16 protein-coding genes are annotated in these 19,529 nt (G+C 49.9%); 8 read left to right on the top strand and 8 right to left on the bottom strand.

Features of this window, described 5'->3' with window-relative positions; all coding sequences use genetic code 11:
• Window positions 1–13: 13 nt before the first annotated feature.
• Both EKM83_RS05000 and ybaK read right to left on the bottom strand, forming a co-directional pair.
• On the bottom strand, window positions 14–817 hold the full coding sequence (locus EKM83_RS05000) for a hypothetical protein (protein ID WP_125575532.1): 804 nt from the start codon (window positions 815–817) through the stop codon (window positions 14–16).
• A gap of 3 nt (window positions 818–820) precedes the next feature.
• Window positions 821–1,324: a Cys-tRNA(Pro) deacylase gene (ybaK, locus tag EKM83_RS04995; RefSeq protein WP_125575531.1), complete on the bottom strand. Its 504-nt coding sequence runs from the start codon at window positions 1,322–1,324 to the stop codon at window positions 821–823.
• A gap of 182 nt (window positions 1,325–1,506) precedes the next feature.
• Between ybaK and EKM83_RS04990 the strand changes: the two genes are divergently transcribed.
• Together EKM83_RS04990 and EKM83_RS04985 are read left to right on the top strand one after the other, a co-directional pair.
• Window positions 1,507–2,232 carry a GntR family transcriptional regulator gene (locus EKM83_RS04990; RefSeq protein WP_125575530.1) on the top strand — a complete coding sequence of 242 codons (726 nt, stop codon included), beginning with the start codon at window positions 1,507–1,509 and terminating at the stop codon, window positions 2,230–2,232.
• Window positions 2,233–2,719: 487 nt separating this feature from the next.
• Complete coding sequence (locus EKM83_RS04985) at window positions 2,720–5,098, top strand: phosphoketolase family protein (RefSeq protein WP_125575529.1); 2,379 nt, start codon at window positions 2,720–2,722, stop codon at window positions 5,096–5,098.
• Window positions 5,099–5,776: 678 nt separating this feature from the next.
• Here EKM83_RS04985 and EKM83_RS04980 read toward each other — a convergent pair.
• Window positions 5,777–7,156, bottom strand: coding sequence for an MDR family MFS transporter (locus tag EKM83_RS04980; protein WP_125575528.1), 1,380 nt, complete (start codon window positions 7,154–7,156; stop codon window positions 5,777–5,779).
• A 95-nt stretch (window positions 7,157–7,251) separates the two neighbouring features.
• Between EKM83_RS04980 and EKM83_RS04975 the strand changes: the two genes are divergently transcribed.
• Window positions 7,252–7,842 (top strand): TetR/AcrR family transcriptional regulator, encoded by a 591-nt coding sequence (locus tag EKM83_RS04975; RefSeq protein WP_164505595.1) that lies wholly within the window; start codon window positions 7,252–7,254, stop codon window positions 7,840–7,842.
• A 144-nt stretch (window positions 7,843–7,986) separates the two neighbouring features.
• Here the strand turns inward: EKM83_RS04975 and greA are convergent, their stop codons facing one another.
• Window positions 7,987–8,472 carry a transcription elongation factor GreA gene (gene greA / locus EKM83_RS04970; RefSeq protein WP_125575526.1) on the bottom strand — a complete coding sequence of 162 codons (486 nt, stop codon included), beginning with the start codon at window positions 8,470–8,472 and terminating at the stop codon, window positions 7,987–7,989.
• Window positions 8,473–8,545: 73 nt separating this feature from the next.
• Here greA and EKM83_RS04965 point away from each other — a divergent pair, with 73 nt between their 5' ends.
• The 4 genes from EKM83_RS04965 (at window position 8,546) to EKM83_RS04950 (ending at window position 13,210) form a co-directional block, all read left to right on the top strand.
• Window positions 8,546–8,974, top strand: coding sequence for a hypothetical protein (locus tag EKM83_RS04965; RefSeq protein ID WP_125575525.1), 429 nt, complete (start codon window positions 8,546–8,548; stop codon window positions 8,972–8,974).
• Between the two features lie 806 nt (window positions 8,975–9,780).
• The gene (locus tag EKM83_RS04960; protein ID WP_125575524.1) at window positions 9,781–10,536 is read left to right on the top strand and encodes a response regulator transcription factor; all 756 of its coding nucleotides are present in this window, start codon (window positions 9,781–9,783) and stop codon (window positions 10,534–10,536) included.
• A 12-nt stretch (window positions 10,537–10,548) separates the two neighbouring features.
• Window positions 10,549–11,871: a GHKL domain-containing protein gene (locus EKM83_RS04955; protein ID WP_125575523.1), complete on the top strand. Its 1,323-nt coding sequence runs from the start codon at window positions 10,549–10,551 to the stop codon at window positions 11,869–11,871.
• A 4-nt stretch (window positions 11,872–11,875) separates the two neighbouring features.
• Complete coding sequence (locus EKM83_RS04950) at window positions 11,876–13,210, top strand: signal transduction protein (protein WP_125575522.1); 1,335 nt, start codon at window positions 11,876–11,878, stop codon at window positions 13,208–13,210.
• Between the two features lie 667 nt (window positions 13,211–13,877).
• On the opposite strand, the gene EKM83_RS04945 is transcribed toward EKM83_RS04950, so the two are convergent.
• Both EKM83_RS04945 and EKM83_RS04940 read right to left on the bottom strand, forming a co-directional pair.
• Entirely contained in the window at window positions 13,878–14,768 is an 891-nt protein-coding gene (locus EKM83_RS04945; protein ID WP_125575521.1) for an RluA family pseudouridine synthase, read from the bottom strand.
• 150 nt (window positions 14,769–14,918) lie between these two features.
• Window positions 14,919–15,374: a universal stress protein gene (locus tag EKM83_RS04940; protein ID WP_125575520.1), complete on the bottom strand. Its 456-nt coding sequence runs from the start codon at window positions 15,372–15,374 to the stop codon at window positions 14,919–14,921.
• A 569-nt stretch (window positions 15,375–15,943) separates the two neighbouring features.
• Here EKM83_RS04940 and EKM83_RS04935 point away from each other — a divergent pair.
• Entirely contained in the window at window positions 15,944–16,609 is a 666-nt protein-coding gene (locus EKM83_RS04935; protein ID WP_125575519.1) for a hypothetical protein, read from the top strand.
• A gap of 15 nt (window positions 16,610–16,624) precedes the next feature.
• Here the strand turns inward: EKM83_RS04935 and EKM83_RS04930 are convergent, their stop codons facing one another.
• Both EKM83_RS04930 and EKM83_RS04925 read right to left on the bottom strand, forming a co-directional pair.
• Complete coding sequence (locus EKM83_RS04930; protein WP_125575518.1) at window positions 16,625–18,433, bottom strand: oligopeptide ABC transporter substrate-binding protein; 1,809 nt, start codon at window positions 18,431–18,433, stop codon at window positions 16,625–16,627.
• Window positions 18,434–18,572: 139 nt separating this feature from the next.
• A complete protein-coding gene (locus EKM83_RS04925) occupies window positions 18,573–19,523 on the bottom strand; it encodes an ABC transporter permease (RefSeq protein WP_125575517.1) in 951 nt (316 codons plus the stop codon).
• Window positions 19,524–19,529 lie beyond the last annotated feature (6 nt).

Genomic DNA, 19,529 nt, shown 5'->3' with positions numbered 1-19,529 from the left:
ACGGGCTCAAAACTTAATGTTCTTTAATTTGTAAAGCCAAGCGCACCAACAAATTTGTCAGCAAAGAAATCAGTAGGGCGTACCCCAGCACGACCGCCAATAAAATAATGGCGGCGGTGAGGAACCGCAGGAAACCGCTGGCAATATTGAACAGCGTGAGACCCACCGTCAGGGCAACCACGATCGTGATAAAGCCGATTAGGCCGATCCGTGAATTGGCGAAGTCCGCAGCACTCAGGTCGAAGCCACCAATGCTGAGGTTGAGCGACAATAGAATCATAATGGGCCAGCGCACCCAGGGATGGGAATCACCGCCCAAAGCGGCAAAGAAGCCCGTCCAGTCGAGGGCAAAGGGGTTGGCGATCAAAGCCAGCATCCCGTGAAACCAGCTGGGAATCAACAGCGCCGTCAACCCCAGCAGAACGGCGGCACAGCCGAAAATCGGGGCCACACCAATGAATAAATTACCGGTCGTTTGGTACCAGTTACGCTGATTCCAGGTGTGATTGACGTAGCCTAGTGCCAGGTCTGGTTGACCATCACGCCCCCGCCGCTGGGGATGAGGCCGTTTCAGCAAGCGGACCTGTTCGATGCGGTGGCCAAAGAGCAGCGCCGCCAGCAGGTGACTGAGCTCGTGGCAAAAAATCCCGATGAACCCCAGATACAGCTCGCTGTTTACGCCAAAACCATTGGCCAAAAACCGTTTGGTATCGCGATTCAAGTAGGTCAACAGGGCCACAAACACGAAGGGAATCACGATCAGGTCTAGCCCCACGATGCCCAGGTTTTTAAAGATTATCCCCAGGTCGGTGTTCATCGGTTACTCCAGCAGGTCGGTGAAGGTGCCGTGGACCAGAGTAGCTAGGTCTTTGGCGTTGACTTCTACCGACCGGCCAATTTGGCCCGACGAAACGAGGATGTCGCCCTGTTCTTGTGCAGTGTTGTCAAAGTAAATTGGAAAATGGTTCTTTTCCCAAATACCAACGGGGGTGTTGGCGCCGTGCTCGTAGCCAGTCGTCTTCACCAGGTCCTTGAGGGGAACCATGTCGACCTTCTTGTTGCCGGAGACCTTAGCCAGCTTTTTTTCGTCGAGGTGCTCGTCGATGGGCAACACGCCGACGACTGGGCCGGTCGTGGGACCACTGAGGACCAGCGTTTTATAAATGTGGTGTTCATCCACGCTTTGGTGGTCAACCTCCAGCTGAGCGACGTCGCCCTTGGTGTGGGTGGCAAATTCAAATTGTTTATACGCGATTTTATTTTTATCCAAAATCTGTTCCACTAGGGTCTTGTGGAGTCGTTTCCCTTTTTTCTTTTTAGACATGAGAGTCACCTTTCAAATTAATAAATTGGACCGCACTTTAAAACCAACTGGTCCGGTTGTTTTTCGATAAAAGAAGACACCGCCGGTAAAACCTGTTATACTCTAACACAGAGAAGTATTGTTGGGTAGTAGTTAGTCCCAACACGTGGCGCAGTTTATTTGCAGAGTTATGAGGAGATATCATGGCAGATTTAGTCTATCGACAAGTGATGCGGGACTTAAAAAAACGAATCCATCAAAATGAATTTCCCAACAAACGGCTACCTGACGAGCGGAGCCTCAGCGAAGCTTACGGTGTCAGCCGTAGCTCGGTGAAACGAGCCCTCAGCATTTTAGCCAATCAGGGATTGATTTTTAAGAAGCGCGGTTCCGGTACGTTCATTAACCCATTATATATGAAAAACCAGACAATTTTTCAATATGAGGGCTCTAATTTAGGAATTACTGACAGTATGAAGTCGGCGGGCAACACTCCCGGCATTCGGTTGTTAAACTTTAACGTGGTCCCCGCCAGCAAGGAAATCCAGCAGGATCTCTTTTTGGACGACGGTGATTTTGTCTATGAAATCAAGCGGTTGCGGCTGTTTGACGACAAACCATTTATGATTGAGACTGGCTACATTCCCATCAAGATTGCCCCGAATCTGACGCAGGCGACCGTGTCCGATTCCATTTTCAACTATCTGGAAAGCCAAGACAAAGTCGTCACTAAATCCTTCATGTCGATTCAGGCACAGCCGTCGACGGCAGAGGATCAAGAGCTGTTGCACCTGAAGCCAGTCGAGCCAGTTGGCATCATGGAAGGCATCTTCTTCCTAGATGATGGCACGCCATTTGAGGTGTCTAACATGCGGCTCCACTATCAATATTTGAACTATAACACCTTTGTCTCATTAGATGAAGAGTAACGGCGAAGCACATGTGGGTCTGGGATAATTTATCTCAGGCTTTTTGTTTTGCAACTGAAAATTGAAAGATAGGAAATGGCTAGGTTAGGGCATGTTTTCCAGTCAACTGATTTATAGCCACCCCATTTTACTCGGTAGGTTCAGTGGCCGTCGTGGCCGACTGTCATCGCTGGTCAATCGGCAGGGCCACTGATACAGTAGAGATAGCCCGCCATGGGCACTGATTACCGGCGTCAGGCTGCGAGGATACCTGTTGACGCCAGGCCTAGAGTAGTGTGGTTAAGGGAATCGTTTCGCTGATTTACAAGCTGGTTCGCTAACTTGTAGAATTGATACGGTCCAATTGTCAAAAAGGTTGACTTTTATTTTAAACAGACTATCATAGGACTTGTAAAAAGCATCCCGGTAAAAATCAGGGATAAATTTTACTAAGTTATCTAGCAGTTAGGTAATGTCGTTACGAATTCAAAGAAGGAGTGTTATTTACATGGCAAATGCAGACTTCGACTCCAAGGCATACTTGGAAGGCGTTGACAAGTATTGGCGTGCAGCAAACTACTTGTCAGTTGGTCAATTATTTTTGCGTGACAACCCATTATTGAAGCGTGACTTAACCTCTGACGATGTAAAGATTAAGCCAATTGGTCACTGGGGAACGATTGTTTCTCAAAACTTTATTTACGCTCACTTAAACCGGGCAATTTTAAAGTATAATCTGAACATGTTTTATATTGAAGGCTCCGGTCACGGTGGCCAAGTCATGGTTTCTAACTCGTACCTGGATGGTAGCTACAGTGAAATTTATCCAAACATTTCCCAAGACGAAGCTGGTTTGAAGCGCTTATTCAAGCAATTCTCCTTCCCAGGTGGTGTGGCTTCTCACGCTGCCCCCGAAACGCCAGGTTCTATCCACGAAGGTGGGGAATTAGGCTACAGTCTGTCTCACGGTACTGGTGCTATCTTGGATAACCCAGACGTCATCGCCGCTGTTGAAATCGGTGATGGGGAATCTGAAACTGGCCCATTGGCTGCTTCATGGTTCTCAGACAAGTTCATCAACCCAATCAAAGATGGTGCGGTTCTGCCAATCATCAACATGAATGGGTTCAAGATTTCCAACCCAACCATCCTGTCACGGATGTCTGACGAAGACTTAACTAAGTACTTCCAAGGCATGGGCTGGGATCCACACTTCGTTGAAACCGATGGCTCTGACCATATGAAGGCTCACGAAGACATGGCCAAGACCATGGACGAAGTTATCCCTGAAATCAAGGCTATTCAAAAGAAAGCCCGCGACAACAATGATGACTCCTTGCCAGTATGGCCAATGATCATCGTGCGTTCGCCTAAGGGCTGGACTGGTCCTAAGGAAGACTTAGATGGCAATCCTATCGAAGGTTCCTTCCGTGCCCACCAAGTCCCAATTCCTGTTGCCGCTGGTGACATGGAACACGCCGACATGCTGGTCAACTGGTTGAAGTCTTACAAGCCAGAAGAACTCTTTAACGAAGACGGCTCAATCAAGCAAGAAGTCCGCGACATGGCCCCTAAGGGTGATCAACGGATGGCAATGAACCCAATCACCAATGGTGGGATCAAGCCAGAACCATTGAAGCTGCCTGACTACAAGAAGTATGCGGTCGACACGACTGAACATGGCAAGACGGTTGCGCAAGACATGATTGTTTGGGGCAAGTACTTAGCCGATGTTATGAAATTAAATCCAAACACGTTCCGGGGCTTCGGTCCTGATGAAACCAAGTCTAACCGGCTGTACGCAGCGTTGGACTACGGTAAGCGTCAATGGATGGAAGACATTCATGAACCAAATGATGAAAACATGGCGCACGAAGGCCGGATCATTGATTCACAATTGTCCGAACACCAAGCTGAAGGCTGGTTGGAAGGTTACGTTTTGACTGGTCGTCACGGCTACTTCGCCACTTACGAATCATTTGGCCGGGTCGTTGACTCCATGTTGACGCAACACATGAAGTGGTTGCGTAAAGCTTCCGAACAAGAATGGCGTCATGATTACCCATCCTTGAACTTCGTGGACACTTCGACTGTCTTCCAGCAAGACCACAACGGGTACACCCACCAAGATCCAGGTATGCTGACGCACTTGGCTGAAAAGAAGCCTGAATTTATCCGTGAATACCTGCCAGCCGATGCCAACACCTTGTTAGCTGTCGGTGACGTGGCCTTCCGGAGTCGGGAAAAGATCAACTTGATCGTAACGTCCAAGCACCCACGTCCACAATGGTTCTCCATTGATGAAGCCACTAACCTGGTTCACAATGGGTTGGGCTACATTGACTGGGCTTCAACGGACCAAGGTCAAGACCCAGATATCGTCTTCGCAGCTGCTGGGACTGAACCAACTTGGGAATCCTTAGCCGCAATTTCCTTATTGCATGACGAATTCCCAGAAATGAAGATTCGCTTCATTAACGTGGTTGACCTCTTGAAGTTGCGTTCACCTAAGCTGGATCCACGCGGGATTTCCGACGAAGAATTCGATCGGTTATTCACGACGGACAAGCCAGTGATCTTTGCCTTCCACGGTTTCGAAGGCCTGATCAAGGATCTCTTCTTCGATCGTCATAACCACAACGTTCACGTTCATGGTTACCGTGAAAACGGGGACATCACGACGCCATTTGACATGCGGGTTCTTAACCAATTGGATCGTTTCGATCTGGCTAAGGAAGCTGTTAGTGACATTCCAGCTTACGCAGTCAAGGGTGCTTACTTCATTCAACGGATGGACGACATGGTGGCAAAGCACACTGCCTACATTCGTGAAGTCGGGACTGACTTGCCAGAAGTTAACAACTGGCAATGGAAGCCACTGAAGTAACTTTAATTTAACAATTAACGCCTAAAAGGTGTTCAGCCGGTCTTAATTGACTGGTTGAACACCTTTTTTGCTGGAATCTGAAGGTTGAAAGATGGAAATTAGCTAGAAACATTGGCACCACGCGACTTATGTTGTAAAAATAGTCGTTTACAGTTTCGTAGTGAGGACTGGCCGCCTACCGTCCGCCAACTATGGGTTGGAACGCGGTGGGCGGACGGGTCGAGCCAAAGGGCGGTCTCGACGCCTCGCTTTGAGCCGCAGTTCACGTCTCAAAGACGCCAGTTGTCTAAGCGGCATGAAGTGCACCGCTAAGGCAACTCCCACGGCTGAACCCATATTTGGCAGACTCTCGGCTACAAGTGTGCGTGCTAGTAACGGTTGGTTTAGCCCCAGGTAGCAGTTGTTTTCGCCACTAGTCTTTGACTAACACAGTATTGCTGATAATCGCCACTCTTCGCCGGAGGCAGCCAAGGTGGAACCAGCTGTGTCGACGGTGTTGGCTGAGGTGCTTTCTCAGCCTACAGCGTGGGACGACTTTGGAGACTGGCGGTTTTGGCAAGGCTTCAAAGCGAACCGGAATCCCGTTCCTCAGGCTGGTCCCCATAGCAGGCGGAATCCTGGCTGACGTAGGCCCTGGTTTTACTAGTTCTGGTGGACAAAACGCTGTTGCACCAGGAGTCAGGGTGTAGACTGGTGGCTCAAAAACCAGGCGGGAATGGTGGTGATGGCAATGAAACCGACCGACCACAAAAATGCAGTTTGATAAGCGGCGGTCTGACCGACTTGGGGAAGTTCGTGTTGGATGATAGTGGCTAGAATTGCGGTTCCCATGGCACCGCCAATGTTTTGGAGCATGCGCGTCGCAGTAGTGGCTTCCGCAATCAGCAGTTGAGGGACCCCAGTGTAGCTATCAGCCATGACAGGAATCGTTAAGCCGCCTTGACCAATACCCCGGATAAAGAGGGCCAGGAGAATCCACCAGGTGCTGGTGTGGGCGGTAAAGAAGACGAATGGCAGCGTTCCAGCGATTGCAATGATAATAGCACCTAAAACGACCCAGCGAGCACCAATCTGGTCGGTAAGCTTGCCAATTTGACTACGTGAGACTAACAACCCCACGCCTTGGGCAATCAAATAGGTGCCAGACCAGATGACGCTTAGACCGCGGCTATTTTGCAAGTACAGGGGCAGGAGGAACATCGCGCCGTTGACCGCAATTCCGGATAGCATCAAGATCACCACGGCGGCGTCAAACGTAGGCGCTTGAAATAATTTGAGGCTGACCAGGGCGTGTTGTGGGCGCCAGTAGGCATAGGCGATATACCCGATCAATAGGACTAAGGCGATTAGCAAGGGGCCAGCCACCCGAGTTGAGGTGAAGCCAGCGCCGGTGCTAAAACGCGTGATACCGATAATGGCCGCCGTGAAGAGGCCGGTTAACAGGCCGAGACTGGGAAAGTCTAAGTGTTTTCCACGTTTCGGTGCAGGAAAGTGCGGCATCCGCCAGCTTAGCAAAATGAGGGAGACTAAGACCAAAGGGATGTTGATTAAAAAAATCCAGTGCCAATTGCCGGCCTCAATCAAATAGCCGCCAACTGTTGGTCCCAAGATGGGAATCAAGACAGCGGGCATCCCAACGACAGCCATCAGCTTACCGAGTCCCTGGCTACCGGCAACCTGGACAATCAGAGTCGTAATCAGAGGGACAACGATGCCGGCTGCGGCCCCCTGGATGATGCGGCCAACGATCAAGAGTGGCAAGGTCGTTGCCCAGCTAGAAATGAGTGATCCCAGTAGGAAAATGCCCAAGGCTCCCAGATACAAATGCTTCCCATCAAACCAGTTGGTCGCCCAACCGGCCACGGGGACAGCAATGCCTAAGGCTAGGACATAGCTGGTGGTGACCCATTGGACAGCGTTGACGGATACGTGGAGAGACTGCATAATGGTGTCTAAGGCCACGTTAGTCATGGTCGTGTCTAGCAATGGTGCGATAGCTCCGATAACCAGAAGTAGAGCAATCTGAATGAGTTTTTTCGTGGATGTTTGTGGAGACATGAGAATCACCTGATTTCTAAATTGGATACGGCCGTATCTTATATTCGAAGATGGTACACCTCAGTCCAGCAAAAAACAAGGGAGGTGATGGCTTTATGGCAAAAAAAAAGCGCCGGCGTGGCACAGAATTGGTAGATGCTATCTTGACGGCGGCTTGGGAACAGCTCCAAGCTAAAGGCTATCAAAACGTGACGATTGAAGGGATTGCGGCCGCCGCAGCGACGACCAAGACCGTGCTGTATCGGCGGTGGCCAGATAAGGCGCACCTGATTATTGCGGCGTTAAGTAAGTTTGGCAATTTACCGGATTATCAGGCGCCAGACACCGGTAGTCTTCGCGACGATCTGTTGAATTTATTTGGGCAAATGGCCGCTTTGCTGGACCGGTTACAAGAAGAAACCTTGCGAGGCTTGTTAGCAGACCGCATCCAACACTTGGAGTTCGGTGAGATCTTTAGTCACCTGAACACTGGCGAACAGCTCAAAGGACTTATTCAACCGTTGCTGGATCACGCCGCCGCTCGCGGTGAAATCAGCCACGCTGACTGGCCTGACCGAGTTGTGACTTTGCCAGGAGTTCTCTTATTGAACGAAATCTTAGGTCAACAGACCCTGACACCGGCAGCACAGACGGAAATGGTAGATGATATTTTACTCCCCATCTTTTTGGCTAGACCTGCTCAATGATAGTGTGGCGGTTCTTTAATTAGCCAGCGTCAGCAAGCTTCTAAGTCGATCAAAAAAGAGCTTGGACGCCGACAGTCCAAACTCTTGGTGTACATCAAATTAAGTTAACCGTTAAAGATTGAAAGATGCTGACCAGGATACCGACTAACTGGGCCGCGCCAGGCTAACCGCCACCACCTGTACATCGTAGCTGGCGTTGGGCGCTTGAATCGTCACGGTGTCGCCTGGATGGTGGCCCAACAAGGCCTTACCCAGAGGCGACACGCGCGTAATCTTGCCGGCATCGAGGTCGGCTTCTTGAGTTCCGACCAGCTGGTAGCAATCTTGGTCGGCGTCGTCCATGAATTGGACCGTGACCCATTTGCCCAGCTCAACCGTGTCGTTGGCGGCGGGGTTCACGACCTTGGCGTATTGCAGCTGCTTGTTGTAAAACCGCAATTGGCTTTCCAGGTGGCGCAGGTCCCGCTTGGCCGCCGAATATTCAGCGTTTTCCGAGAGGTCACCGTGTGCACGGGCCTCCGCTAGAATTGCAATTTTTTCTGGTCGGTCGGCTTCTAGCGCCGCAATTTTATCCTGTAGCTCTTGGTAGCCGGCCGCCGTAATGGGGTTAAAATCCCGTGAATTTGCCATTGAATCACCTCAACCTGTTCTCTCATACGTCCCATTCTAACTAAGGTTGCGGGAAAAGAAAAGGAGTTTTCCTATGAAATTATCAGTTACATATTGGCTTAAACAAACCGGCATTGGGTTGGTTTTCACCGTCATCTTTATGCTCCTCGGCCATCTGAACTATGCACAGTGGCGCTTGATGCCCGGTATCACCATCGCTGACTGGTATTTCTTGCTATGTCTGCTGTGTTTTGCACTGGCCAAATGGGTCATCTTAGAAGACAATCGTGATGTGAAAGCACCCACGATTCGCCGCCGGAAAAAGCGCGGTCACCGCCGCGCTGCGGACCAAACGGCTTCCGTTTACGAGAAAATGGACCGGCCAGCCCGGGTACCGCGCCTACAAGCAGCCCCCAAGACGGCGCTCAAATGGTACTGGCGGGTGCTCTTGGATGTTGTTTTAGCCTTCACAAGCCCCTTGATTTTAGGCGGGTTTTTAACTTATTCGCTACGACACAATTAAATTGTGCTGTTTAACTCCGCTTTATCGTGCATTTAATGACGTTTGCGCGGGTTCCCTATAACTAGGGGGATTTCATGGTAAAGTGGTAACAGTTGGAAGGGGTCAGTTTTACGGCAACTGATTTTGCCAGTCAATCGGTTAAAGTGTGCGTGAATCGTCACACGAATCGTGGCTGGGTAAACCCAATGATTATCTAATCAAATAGTCGGCTTGACAGTGTTTTAGTGAAAGTTATGGCTTAGGTTTGTTAGGAAATGGGTGTCACCAATGTGCTAAAGAGTAAGTTGTGGTTATTGGAGGCCTAGGGTTGTGACTGGTTAGAACTTGGGGGAGTGCTAATTGCCGACGCAGGAATTAAATAATCCACTTAGAAAGGAGCTACCAATGGGGGTAGTTCTTTTTTAGTCCTGACCTAAAGAGGGTGAAAGTAGCATTGACGCGATAATTCCCGGAACGATAGGGTTCTGTCCGCTAAAATTAGTAAAACCAGGAGCCTGCGTCAGCCAGGGTTTCGCCTGCTGTGAACGACTAATTTTTTCGTCATGAGTCGTGTGATGCCACGATGCCCAAACAAAAAATATTTTTGACCGGTCCCGCCAACTGGCCGTCTGACGGTGTCGATGGTGATTGCTGATTTATCAGGGGCGGTCAGGCGATAATTAGGGTGACTAACGTTTTGGTTTGAAACGAGTAATTCCACACCAAGTAAACGGCGTGCAACCGAAACGATTGCAAATCCGACAAAATCAGGGTACATTAGTGGGTAATAGGTACGGTGACAGTTTAGTTAAAAGGGTGTGGTATTAATGCTAGCTGTTTATCTTTGTGAAGATAATCCAGAACAGTTAAAACATTATACGGATGTGGTGCAACGCTACATCATGATTAATGATTATGATATGCAGATTCGGCTAGCGACGCCCAGCCCAGCAGCTTTGCTGGAAAGCTTGCAGACGGATCCGCCGGAGTATGCGTTATTTTTCTTGGACATTGAGTTCCCAGCCGAGAAAACGACGGGACTGGAGACGGCCATTACGATTCGCCAGAACTTGGCGTTTGCGGAAATCGTGTTCGTCACCACGCATTCCGAAATGGCGCTGCTCACATTTGAACGGAAGGTCGAGCCCATGGACTTCGTGGTCAAGGACCTTGGTCGCGAGCAGATCGACCAGAAGCTGCGGGAGAACATTGACTACGGGTACCAACGCTACACGAGCTACTTAGGTAATACTGAAAATTTATTTACTTATACGATTGGCGGGCGAACTTTCAATCTCCCCATGGGCGATGTCTACTTCGTGGCGACCGCCGACACGCCGCATAAGGTCACGGTTCATGCGGCCACCCAGTTGATGGAATTTCCGGGGTTCTTGAAGGATATTGCTGACCAGTATCCGGAGCTGTACCGCACGGATAAGAGTTTTCTGGTCAACCTCGATAACGTGAGTGGCATTGATGAGGCCAATCGGCGACTGATTTTTCCGAATGGGGACCAGACCGACGTGGCCACGCGCCGCTTTCATGAGGTCAAAACGCTGGTCCAGAAGCATTTGAAGTCATAAGAAGGTGAGTTGATGGCGTTACATCTGTTTGATACCCATTTCTGGATAAACTTTGTGTTGGCCATCACGATGCAGTGGTTCATTACGTTGTGGATCGGGGTCATTCGGCCACAGAACTGGAAGTTACCCTTGAAATGGATGGGCTGGGCCTTGATTCCAGCTTTTTTGGGTCGCTCCTGGGCGCTCATGTTGCCGCCAATCAGTGCCTTAATCTACCTGATTCATCACCGTCCCAAGATGGCACTGATCTTTGTCAACGCGACGATTGTGATCTACTTAGTCGTGGTGTTGGTCAACGATGTGGTCCGGGCCGTGACGATTGAAGTTTTTGGGATGGTCGCCACTCAGAATGCCTGGTTGATTACGGGACGGCTGATTTTTCAGATTTTCATCTACACGCTGTGTTCACTGGCCGTATCCGGCATGCGCGTTCAGCCTGGGAATTTGGAGCGGCTGGCGTTCAGTCACAAGGAGCAGTGGACCGTGATGTCGATGCTGGCCAGCCTGGCCGTGTTGGCACAGTTGTCTTCATTGATCATTCACCGCATGGCCATCAGTCACGCGATGATGACGTTTGCGTTGAGCATTGAACTATTGATGATTTTAGTGATTAGTACCAGCTTATTTTTCTTCCTGCAGAGCTTCTTTCACCGTCAACGCGTGCAGGCCGAATACCAGGCCACGCTGATTCGATCGCGCTATGACCGCCGCATCTCCAATCAGGTTCAGGCCATCCGCCAGTTCAAGCAGACCTACCAAAAGCAGATGCTACGCTTGGGGGACTACCTGGATGCCAATGATTATGCCGGGTTGACCCGTTATTACCAAACGCTGAATTCTCGCTGGCAAGCGACTAGTCGGTTGGTCGGCCTGGAAGAAGTTGGCCTGCAAAAGCTGCAAGACCCGCCATTGAAGAGCCTACTATTTCAGAAAATATTGGCGGCACAAAATCAGGGCTTGGTCCTGCGGCTAGAGATTCCGACAGCGATTCAGACGATTCCATTGGCCAACGTGAAGCTGCAACGCATCGTGGGTATCCTGCTCGACAATGCGATTGAGGCTGGGGCTGTGGGAAAGCGGAACACCATTCACTGCGCGATTTTGGACTACCCCGATGCCATTGAAATTGCGGTGGCCAATCCCGTTTCAACGACTCATCCGCCGAAGATCAATCAATTCATGAATGCCGGGTACACCACCAAGGGCAATGGCCACGGTCAAGGGCTGAGCACGGTCCAAGAGATCGTCACGGCGACGGCGAATGCGGCCTTGCAGATTGAAATCAAACAGGCACGACTGTACTTTACACTGATTTTGACGAAATCGAGGGGGTGAGTCAATGATTACGGTCGATGCGCTGAGTTTTTCACTCGCAGATTATTCCATCGTCTATTGGTTTGTTTTCTTTCAATACTATTGGTTCTCGCAATTGGTCATGATGAAACACATTTCCTTATTTTGCGCCATTGTGGCAGGTGTCTACGTGGCCGTTGACTTGCTTAATCCCTTCACAGCCGACAGCCGGCTGCTGGGGGCATTGCCCGTCATTTTACTGCTGGGCTTTGAGTGGGGCGTATTGGCCCTGCGCCACCAGCTACAATTTTTGCCAGCCTTTATTGACGTCACGATTCTAGCGTACCTCATGATTGAATTCATTGATATGATCGTGATTGCCGCGACGATTCAACTGACCAGCCTGGCATTTGCGACCAGCTTGTGGGGGACCCTCAGCGAACTGGTCATCGACAACATGCTCTTTGCGCTGGTCGCGTCGGGGTTGTGGTTCACCCGTGCGCCGATGGAAAATATGATTCATGACATGCTGGGACGGTCGATGGAGTATTTGTTCTTAACCTTCATGGCGGTCCTGGCCGTCGTCTACATTTTGTTTGAATACTCCTTACAATCGCTGCAAGACTCCGCGCAGTACCTGTTTTTCTTAGGCGGGATTGCCGGTACGTTGGTGGTGGGCCTGTCGTTGAGCACGTACATGCTGATACAAACGCATTTGCAGGCCACTCACAGCCGCATCCAAGCGCAGAGTCAAGAGTTTCGGGAGCAATATACCACTGAATTGAACCGGCAAATGGCTGCCGTGAAGAAGTTCAATCATGACTATCAAAATATGCTGCTGGGATTGGGCGGCTACCTGGCGGATCACGATTACGCCGGTTTTCGCCAATTCTATATCGACATTCGTTCCGGTTGGGAAACCAGCAACGCCGCAGAATTAACGATTGAGGACTTGGCTAACGTGCCGAGCACCGAATTGCGGTTTCGGCTATACCATAATTATTTGCTCGCCCGGCAACAGGAGGTCCAACTCTTCGTTCAGGTCCCAGAACCCCTGACGGCGACGGTAGCGGTGCTCAAACAGATGAGTCAGATCATTGATGAGACGCTACCTCGTAATCTGGCCGTACTAGGGAAAGCCCAACCAGCGGCAGTGACCTTTGAGCTCCAAGAAACGCCTCAGGAGCTACACTGGCTGCTGACTTTTCCGGTACCCAACAACGCTCAGTTAGACGGCCACAGTCGGGTGCTCTCAGATGCTGGTGTATTAGATTTTTCTAATATACACGAAATGTTACCCCCGAAAGCAACTAGTACGTTGCAGGTCAAATTCCATTGGGGACAATTAATTGTGGCGTTGCCGAAGTTATCGACGGGATAGCCCGCCCCTTGGAGCTTTCACAAAGTCAGCAGGCAAAACCGTTTACTGAATGCAGACGTTCGAATAAACTAATTCGCTGAAAACGCTTGCATTTCTACAGCCATCTGATATACTAGGTTCTGTAATACCAATCAATCTTTCAGGGAGCCTGGAAAATAAAGTGATTTTGCAGGTTCTTGACATTGTGAAGTTTCTCTCAATCGGTGTGATTAGGAAAAACTTCACGGCACAATTAGTTTTAACTAACTAAAAGTGATTTGAATTGCTCAATACTACATATTGAGATTATGGCTGATTTGAGTGACAGCGTTTTCCTGACTACAAACTGTGATTATGTTGAATGCTCTAATGATGCTAGTGGGAGTCGGAGAGTGGTTACTCCGGCTTTTTTTGTGTCTCCAGCTAAGTCGACTTCAACGGGTAAAAATAAGTCACGGGCGCTACCAGTTTCCGCATGCTGGTCGCGCCCGTGACTTATTGGTTCTATGATAAATTTAGAATTCCCCAGATTAATAAAATGGCTAATAGCAAAAGTAAAAGAATTAGAGAAACCCGCGATTGCCAGCGCATCAAATCCCCCCTAAGCCTACTTACTGAATTTAGTGTATCAGGTGAAAATGGTTAACGGTTGTAATCGTCTAAATCGACATTTTTTTGACGATAATGCTCAATCTAAACGAAATTGGTCGAAATCAGGGGGTAGCGGTGCCGTCACGGTCGTTTCTACCGAATCCAAGGTAAATGGTTGTGGAAACCGTAATTGCCAGCAGTGGAGCCGTAAACGGCTGTGACTGGAGGCGGCGTACAGTGGGTCACCGACAAGCGGGTGCCCCGCATGGGCGAGGTGGACCCGCAGTTGATGGGTGCGGCCAGTCTCTAGCCACAACTTGACCAGTGTGGCCTGCGGTTGGTGGTCGAGGACTTCGTAGTGCGTGATGGCCGACTGGGCGTGGTCACCGTTGACCAGGCGTTTGCGCTTATCGTGCGGGTCACGACCGATGGGGGCGGTAAAGGTCCCCTGACCGGTGAGCGTCCCCTGGACCCAAGCCAGGTAAGTTCGCTGAACGCGTTTTTGAGCAATGTAGCGGACCATGATGGGCACGACGGCCGGCGTCTTGGTCATCAGGAGCGCGCCTGTCGTTTCCTGGTCCAAGCGGCTTAAAATGTACGGTCCAGGCTGCTCAGACCCCAGGTAAGCGGCCACGTGGTTCAAGGTCGTGCCGCGTTCCCAGGGCAGATTCGGGTGGGTCTTGCTACCGCGCGTCTTGTTGATGACGAGTAGGTCGGCCGTTTCGTAGAGCACGCTGACGGTGGCGGCACTGTCGGGTTCGACGGCGGGAAAGGGTTCCTTGAAGTCGCTGGGCAAGAACTGCAGCTGAACCGTTTCACCACCGCGCACCAGCTGATTCATGGAGCGGTACTGGCCGTTAACTAAGACACGCCGGTGGCTGCGCAGGTCATGAATCAGGTGGCTGGGCAGGACCCACGCGGACAACAAAGCACGCAGCGGCATGGCTGGTTGATTTTGAGGAAGCGAGATGGTGTAAGACCACTGCATAGTAAAGCTCCTTTTTGAGCCGGAAATGGCCGTAGGGGCAGATGCAACGGGATGCCCTGGCGGCGACCCTTTCGGCTAGCTAAATTTTGTGCGCAAAAGAAGAGAGCTTGGGAGATTGTCCCAGGCTCTCGTTAAATTTCTAAACGGGTGTTACTTCGTTGGTTCTGGCTTGACGATCAAGACGTCACAAATGGCAGAACGGCTAACGTAATTGGTAACGGAGCCGACCATTAAACGTTCAACGGCAGTTAAACCAGTTGAGCCGATCACAATCAATTCAGACTTGTGGTCCGCTGGGAATTCCCGGGCAATGACTGGCTTGGGATTCCCGAACCGCACGTGAATGCTGACATCGGGAACACCGGCGTCGATAGCCTGTTGCTTCAAGGCATCGAGTCGATCTTGGACGTCTTGGGAGAGTTTGTAGATGACGTCGCCACTAACGGCACCACCATAGGTATCGCTGAACTGGTTAACTTCAAGCACGTTTAAAATATCCAAGTGGGTCTTGTTGCGCTTAGCGACTTCGATTGCTTTTTCTAAGACTGGCTGGGTTGCCTTGGAACCGTCAACGGGAACCAGAATGTTCTTGTATTGTTGTAACATATGGAATGCCACCCCTTCACGAGTCATGTTAAAACTTTACCTTTACTATATCATTTATTGCCCAGGGTGTAAGCACTTTATTCTCAAAAGTCGCGATGAAAAACACTGAAAAGGCCGTGAAATTGGGAATTTCAAGAAAGAAAAAAATCTCTTTTCATGTGTGCTGGTCGAGTCGGCAAGGCGGGATGATTTTCAGGAACAGTCAGAGCTACGGTTAGTCCTAGTTAGCCGGGTGTGAAGGGCGTTACAAATTTAAAAATTTTTCGGTTGGTTTGAGTTACGAGGAAATAGTGACCTGAGGGTTGATTGGCTGGGAGATAACTCGTTATTAAAATGATTATAAACGCTGATACAACGGCGATTTGGCACTTGGCATCAACGGCTAATTCCGGTATAGTGATGGATACCAAAATAAATCGAAGTGGGGATAGGAAAAATGTCGGATGGTGCGGGTCTCGAATGGGTCAATGTCATTTGGTTGGCGGTCAAGATCGGCTTGGTACTGATTTTTGTGAGTGGATTTTGGTGGCAGTGGCGACATCGCGGGCGAAAGTAAGGGGACAGAGAAGATGAGACAGTTACGAGATTTTTGGGTACAGCATAGTCAACGGTTTGGGTTGTTACTGACACTGTTACTATTGACGCTAGTAATGACGAGCCTGCAGCTGAGAGGTCAGGTGGATACCAAGGGGACTTTGGACTTGATTACGGTAATGCTCCCCAGTCTGGTACTGGGTGGGGCTTTAGGCCAGACGATGCAGACGCCTGGCCAACGCCTGGCAATGTTAAGTGTCATCAATCTGTTGTACTTAGCGGTCTTGAGTAGTGGCCTCTTTTTACTGACACAAGCGACCTTTCAAGGGCCCTTACAGATAGATTCCGTCCTATTGGCGGGATTGGTTTATGGTGGCTGGGCCGGTGTTCAGGTGGGCGTTGAATGGTGGCTACTCTTAATGCTCTTGGGCACGTTGCAATTGATCGGTGAGCTGTATCATCATCGCTGGTCGCTCTTAGCCCCGTGGTTAGTCCCGCTCGGCTGGTTGGGATATCGAGGCCTGTTGCTGTTGACGGCAGTGCCGTGGAGCTATCCGGGGGTCTTTGCGGCGGAGGCGTTGGCCTTTTTGCCAGTCATCGTGCCAGTCGCTACCGGTGTCAGCGTTGCGGAGTACCTGTATTTAACGGCACACAAAAACCGCCGCATCCCGAAAGATACGACGGTTCATCTGAGCGATTAGAACAACTAAACTAGATTATTCCAAGCTTGAAGAAGTCAAACTCAAACTGCTCCAGAATTCGTTGTTGTCAGGACCAACATCGAAGCCCTTGACCCGCTTGTTGACTGGCCCCCAGTTGTAACTGAAGGAACCAGGAGCAACGGCGGCTTGATCGTTCATGTATTCTTGCCATTCCTTGAAAGCCTTAGTCCGGTAAGATTCGTTCCAAGCCTTGTCGTTGTTCATGTTGTTGATCAATTGCGTGTTCTTCTTAGAAACAAAGTGACCCATGTTGTAGGTGGCGTCTTCACCGTAGAGTTGCGTAGGGGTTGGTTCTGAAGATAAGCCCCAAGCAGCGGCGTAAACGTCAATCTTGCTTTGCTTTGGTTGTTGTAACGTGGAGTAGAAGCTGTTCATTTCCATCGTCTTACCACCAGTGAATTGCACATTCAAACCGATCTTGTGCCATTGTTGCAGGTAGTCTTGGTATTCTGCGGCTTGAGCAGAGGTCCCAGTCATGGCACCGAAGTAGATGGTTAACTTCTTGCCATTAGGATCAGAACGCCACTTGCTACCATTACGCTTCTTGTAGCCGGCGTCAGTCAGTAACTTGTTGGCTTTCTTGATGTTCAGTGGGAAGCCTTTGGCGCTGGCATCGTAGTACTTGGTGAAGATTGGTGGAATCAAGGTGTTAGCCCGCCAAGTAATCCCGTTACCAAACTTCTTGGTAACAGCATCCAAGTTCAAAGCGTACATCATGGCTTGACGTAAGCTCTTGTTGGCCATCTTACTGTTCTTGTCCATGACGTTCTTTTGGGTCTTAGTGTCGTAGTGACCAACATTGAAGCCAAAGTAGTCGTAAGAAAGGGCAGGTTGGCCAATCATCTTGTAGTTCTTCAGGTTCTTTAATTGCTTGTAATCAGTGCCGTGCATGACACTGGCTGGAACCGTGAAGTCGTACTTCTTGGATTGGATAGCCTTGTCGATGTTGTTTGAGGAAACAACATTGATGGAGATGTGCTTGATTTGAGCCTTCTTGCCGTAGTAGTACTTGTTAGGTGACCAAGTCGTGGATTCACCTTCAACAACTTTATCCAACTTGTAAGGACCCGTGAAGATTGGGTTCTTCCGCACTTGACTAGAGGAAGCCAGTTTGGCGATTGGGACGTTCTTGATGTACTCGTAAGGTTCAACGGTACTCCAGATAAAGGAGTTGCCAGAGTATTGCATGGCTGGGGTGACCTTATCTAAGTGAAGGACTGCCGTCCGGCCCTTTTCGCCATCGGGGAAGGTAATCCCGGAAATGGTCTTGGCCTTACCAGCGTGGTAAGCGGCCATCCCCTTGATGTGGTTGAAGTCAGCTGAGTATTGTTGGGAAGTAGTCTTCGGGTTAGCGATAACTTCGTAAGGGTATTCGATATCCTTAGCGGTAACCTTAGAACCGTTAGACCACTTGGCGTCACTGCGCAAAGTGATCGTCACAGTCTTAGCTTTCCGGTTGATCTTTTGGTTGGCTAAACCACCATCAATAATCTTGTAGTTCTTGTCGACCTTCCAGAGACTATCTGAACCGCTGGGAGAGAAGACATCGGCGTCTTCAGAGTTAGTCGATAAAACGGGATCAGAAATCCCTTGGAATGGCGAGTCGTTAGGTTCGGCGACCTTCAATGTACTATTGTTCGTAGCAGACTTGTCAGTAGGCTTCGTGTTGTTGTAAGCCGATGCTAACTTGACAGAAGCGTTAGTGCCACTGCTGCTGGATGAACTCTTGTTGCTGGAACATGCCGCGAGACTGACAGTCGCTAAGACTGCCATCGCTGACAATGCGAGTTTTTTCTTATCCATGCTATGTTTCCCCCTTGTTTTTTAAAATCCTCATGATCAACGCAAATCGGTTCCCCTCAGAATCGATTGGTAAAGCAGTAACGCAGCTAACACATACGGACGTTGAGTGGCACCATCTCCTCAAATGGATTCAAGCGTGTTAATCGGCAGCACCTTGCCGTTGTGAAGCATCAGCGGCACGCCGGAGTACTTGTCCGATATAACTAATTGATAAACAAAGAATGATGATTTCCAATGCGGCTGGTAACCAAGTCCACCAGTATTGGGTGATATTGTTAGGGTCGTTGGCGTTGGCAATCATGGTCCCTAGTGAAGGCGTTTGGGCCGGTAACCCAAAGCCCAGGTAGGAAAGTCCGGTTTCAACCCCGATGTTTTCCGCGAAGGATAGGGTACAGTCGACGATAATCAACGAAGAAATATTGGGCATGATTTCACGGAAGATGATTTTCCAGTTGCTGGTTCCGGAAGTCTTGGAAGCCGCGACGTAATCTTTTTCCGATTCGGCTAAGGTCCGCGAACGGATCAGCCGCGACGTACCTTCCCAGTAGAAGATCGAGAAGATTAGGGTCAATGTTACTGAGTTGTAGTGCGGAATGATGGTAACCAAAACGATGATCATCATGGTCATGGGTAGCATCATCATGAAGTCGTAGACCCGTTGCATGCCCCAGTCGATGTAGCCGTTGAAGTAACCGGAAATCAGTCCCCAGCAAATCCCGAAGGTGGAAGAGATAATGGTCAGGCCAATGGCAATCCCGATAGAATTACGGGAGCCCACAATCAGTTGTTTGGCGACGGAACGCCCCCCAGAGTCAGCCCCTAACCAAAAGTCCGCGGTGAACGGTTGGTTAAAGTAAGCCATGATGTTAGTTTCCATCATCTTGGGGGTATTAATGAATAAGGCCCCAATCATGACGAAGAGGATAAAGCCGACGATGATGAATAAAGCGGCCATAGCTGGTTTGTCAGCCTTGAATTCGCTCCAAATAATCTTAGCCGTAGAAGGCGTTGCTTCTGCCTGCGCCTCTTGCGTCAGACGGGCCAAATCAGTTGCGGAAACGTCTGAGTGTTGTTCAAAATTTTCTGCCATTCTGTT

This window comes from Levilactobacillus angrenensis, assembly GCF_003946085.1.
GTDB lineage: Bacteria > Bacillota > Bacilli > Lactobacillales > Lactobacillaceae > Levilactobacillus > Levilactobacillus angrenensis.
This window is presented reverse-complemented; position numbering and strand designations above follow the sequence as displayed.

Coding starts and splice junctions, on each gene's coding strand:
- EKM83_RS05000 (WP_125575532.1), bottom strand. CDS start 817: ATGAACACCGACCTGGGGATAATCTTTAAAAACCTGGGCATCGTGGGG.
- ybaK (WP_125575531.1), bottom strand. CDS start 1,324: ATGTCTAAAAAGAAAAAAGGGAAACGACTCCACAAGACCCTAGTGGAA.
- EKM83_RS04990 (WP_125575530.1), top strand. CDS start 1,507: ATGGCAGATTTAGTCTATCGACAAGTGATGCGGGACTTAAAAAAACGA.
- EKM83_RS04985 (WP_125575529.1), top strand. CDS start 2,720: ATGGCAAATGCAGACTTCGACTCCAAGGCATACTTGGAAGGCGTTGAC.
- EKM83_RS04980 (WP_125575528.1), bottom strand. CDS start 7,156: ATGTCTCCACAAACATCCACGAAAAAACTCATTCAGATTGCTCTACTT.
- EKM83_RS04975 (WP_164505595.1), top strand. CDS start 7,252: ATGGCAAAAAAAAAGCGCCGGCGTGGCACAGAATTGGTAGATGCTATC.
- greA (WP_125575526.1), bottom strand. CDS start 8,472: ATGGCAAATTCACGGGATTTTAACCCCATTACGGCGGCCGGCTACCAA.
- EKM83_RS04965 (WP_125575525.1), top strand. CDS start 8,546: ATGAAATTATCAGTTACATATTGGCTTAAACAAACCGGCATTGGGTTG.
- EKM83_RS04960 (WP_125575524.1), top strand. CDS start 9,781: ATGCTAGCTGTTTATCTTTGTGAAGATAATCCAGAACAGTTAAAACAT.
- EKM83_RS04955 (WP_125575523.1), top strand. CDS start 10,549: ATGGCGTTACATCTGTTTGATACCCATTTCTGGATAAACTTTGTGTTG.
- EKM83_RS04950 (WP_125575522.1), top strand. CDS start 11,876: ATGATTACGGTCGATGCGCTGAGTTTTTCACTCGCAGATTATTCCATC.
- EKM83_RS04945 (WP_125575521.1), bottom strand. CDS start 14,768: ATGCAGTGGTCTTACACCATCTCGCTTCCTCAAAATCAACCAGCCATG.
- EKM83_RS04940 (WP_125575520.1), bottom strand. CDS start 15,374: ATGTTACAACAATACAAGAACATTCTGGTTCCCGTTGACGGTTCCAAG.
- EKM83_RS04935 (WP_125575519.1), top strand. CDS start 15,944: ATGAGACAGTTACGAGATTTTTGGGTACAGCATAGTCAACGGTTTGGG.
- EKM83_RS04930 (WP_125575518.1), bottom strand. CDS start 18,433: ATGGATAAGAAAAAACTCGCATTGTCAGCGATGGCAGTCTTAGCGACT.
- EKM83_RS04925 (WP_125575517.1), bottom strand. CDS start 19,523: ATGGCAGAAAATTTTGAACAACACTCAGACGTTTCCGCAACTGATTTG.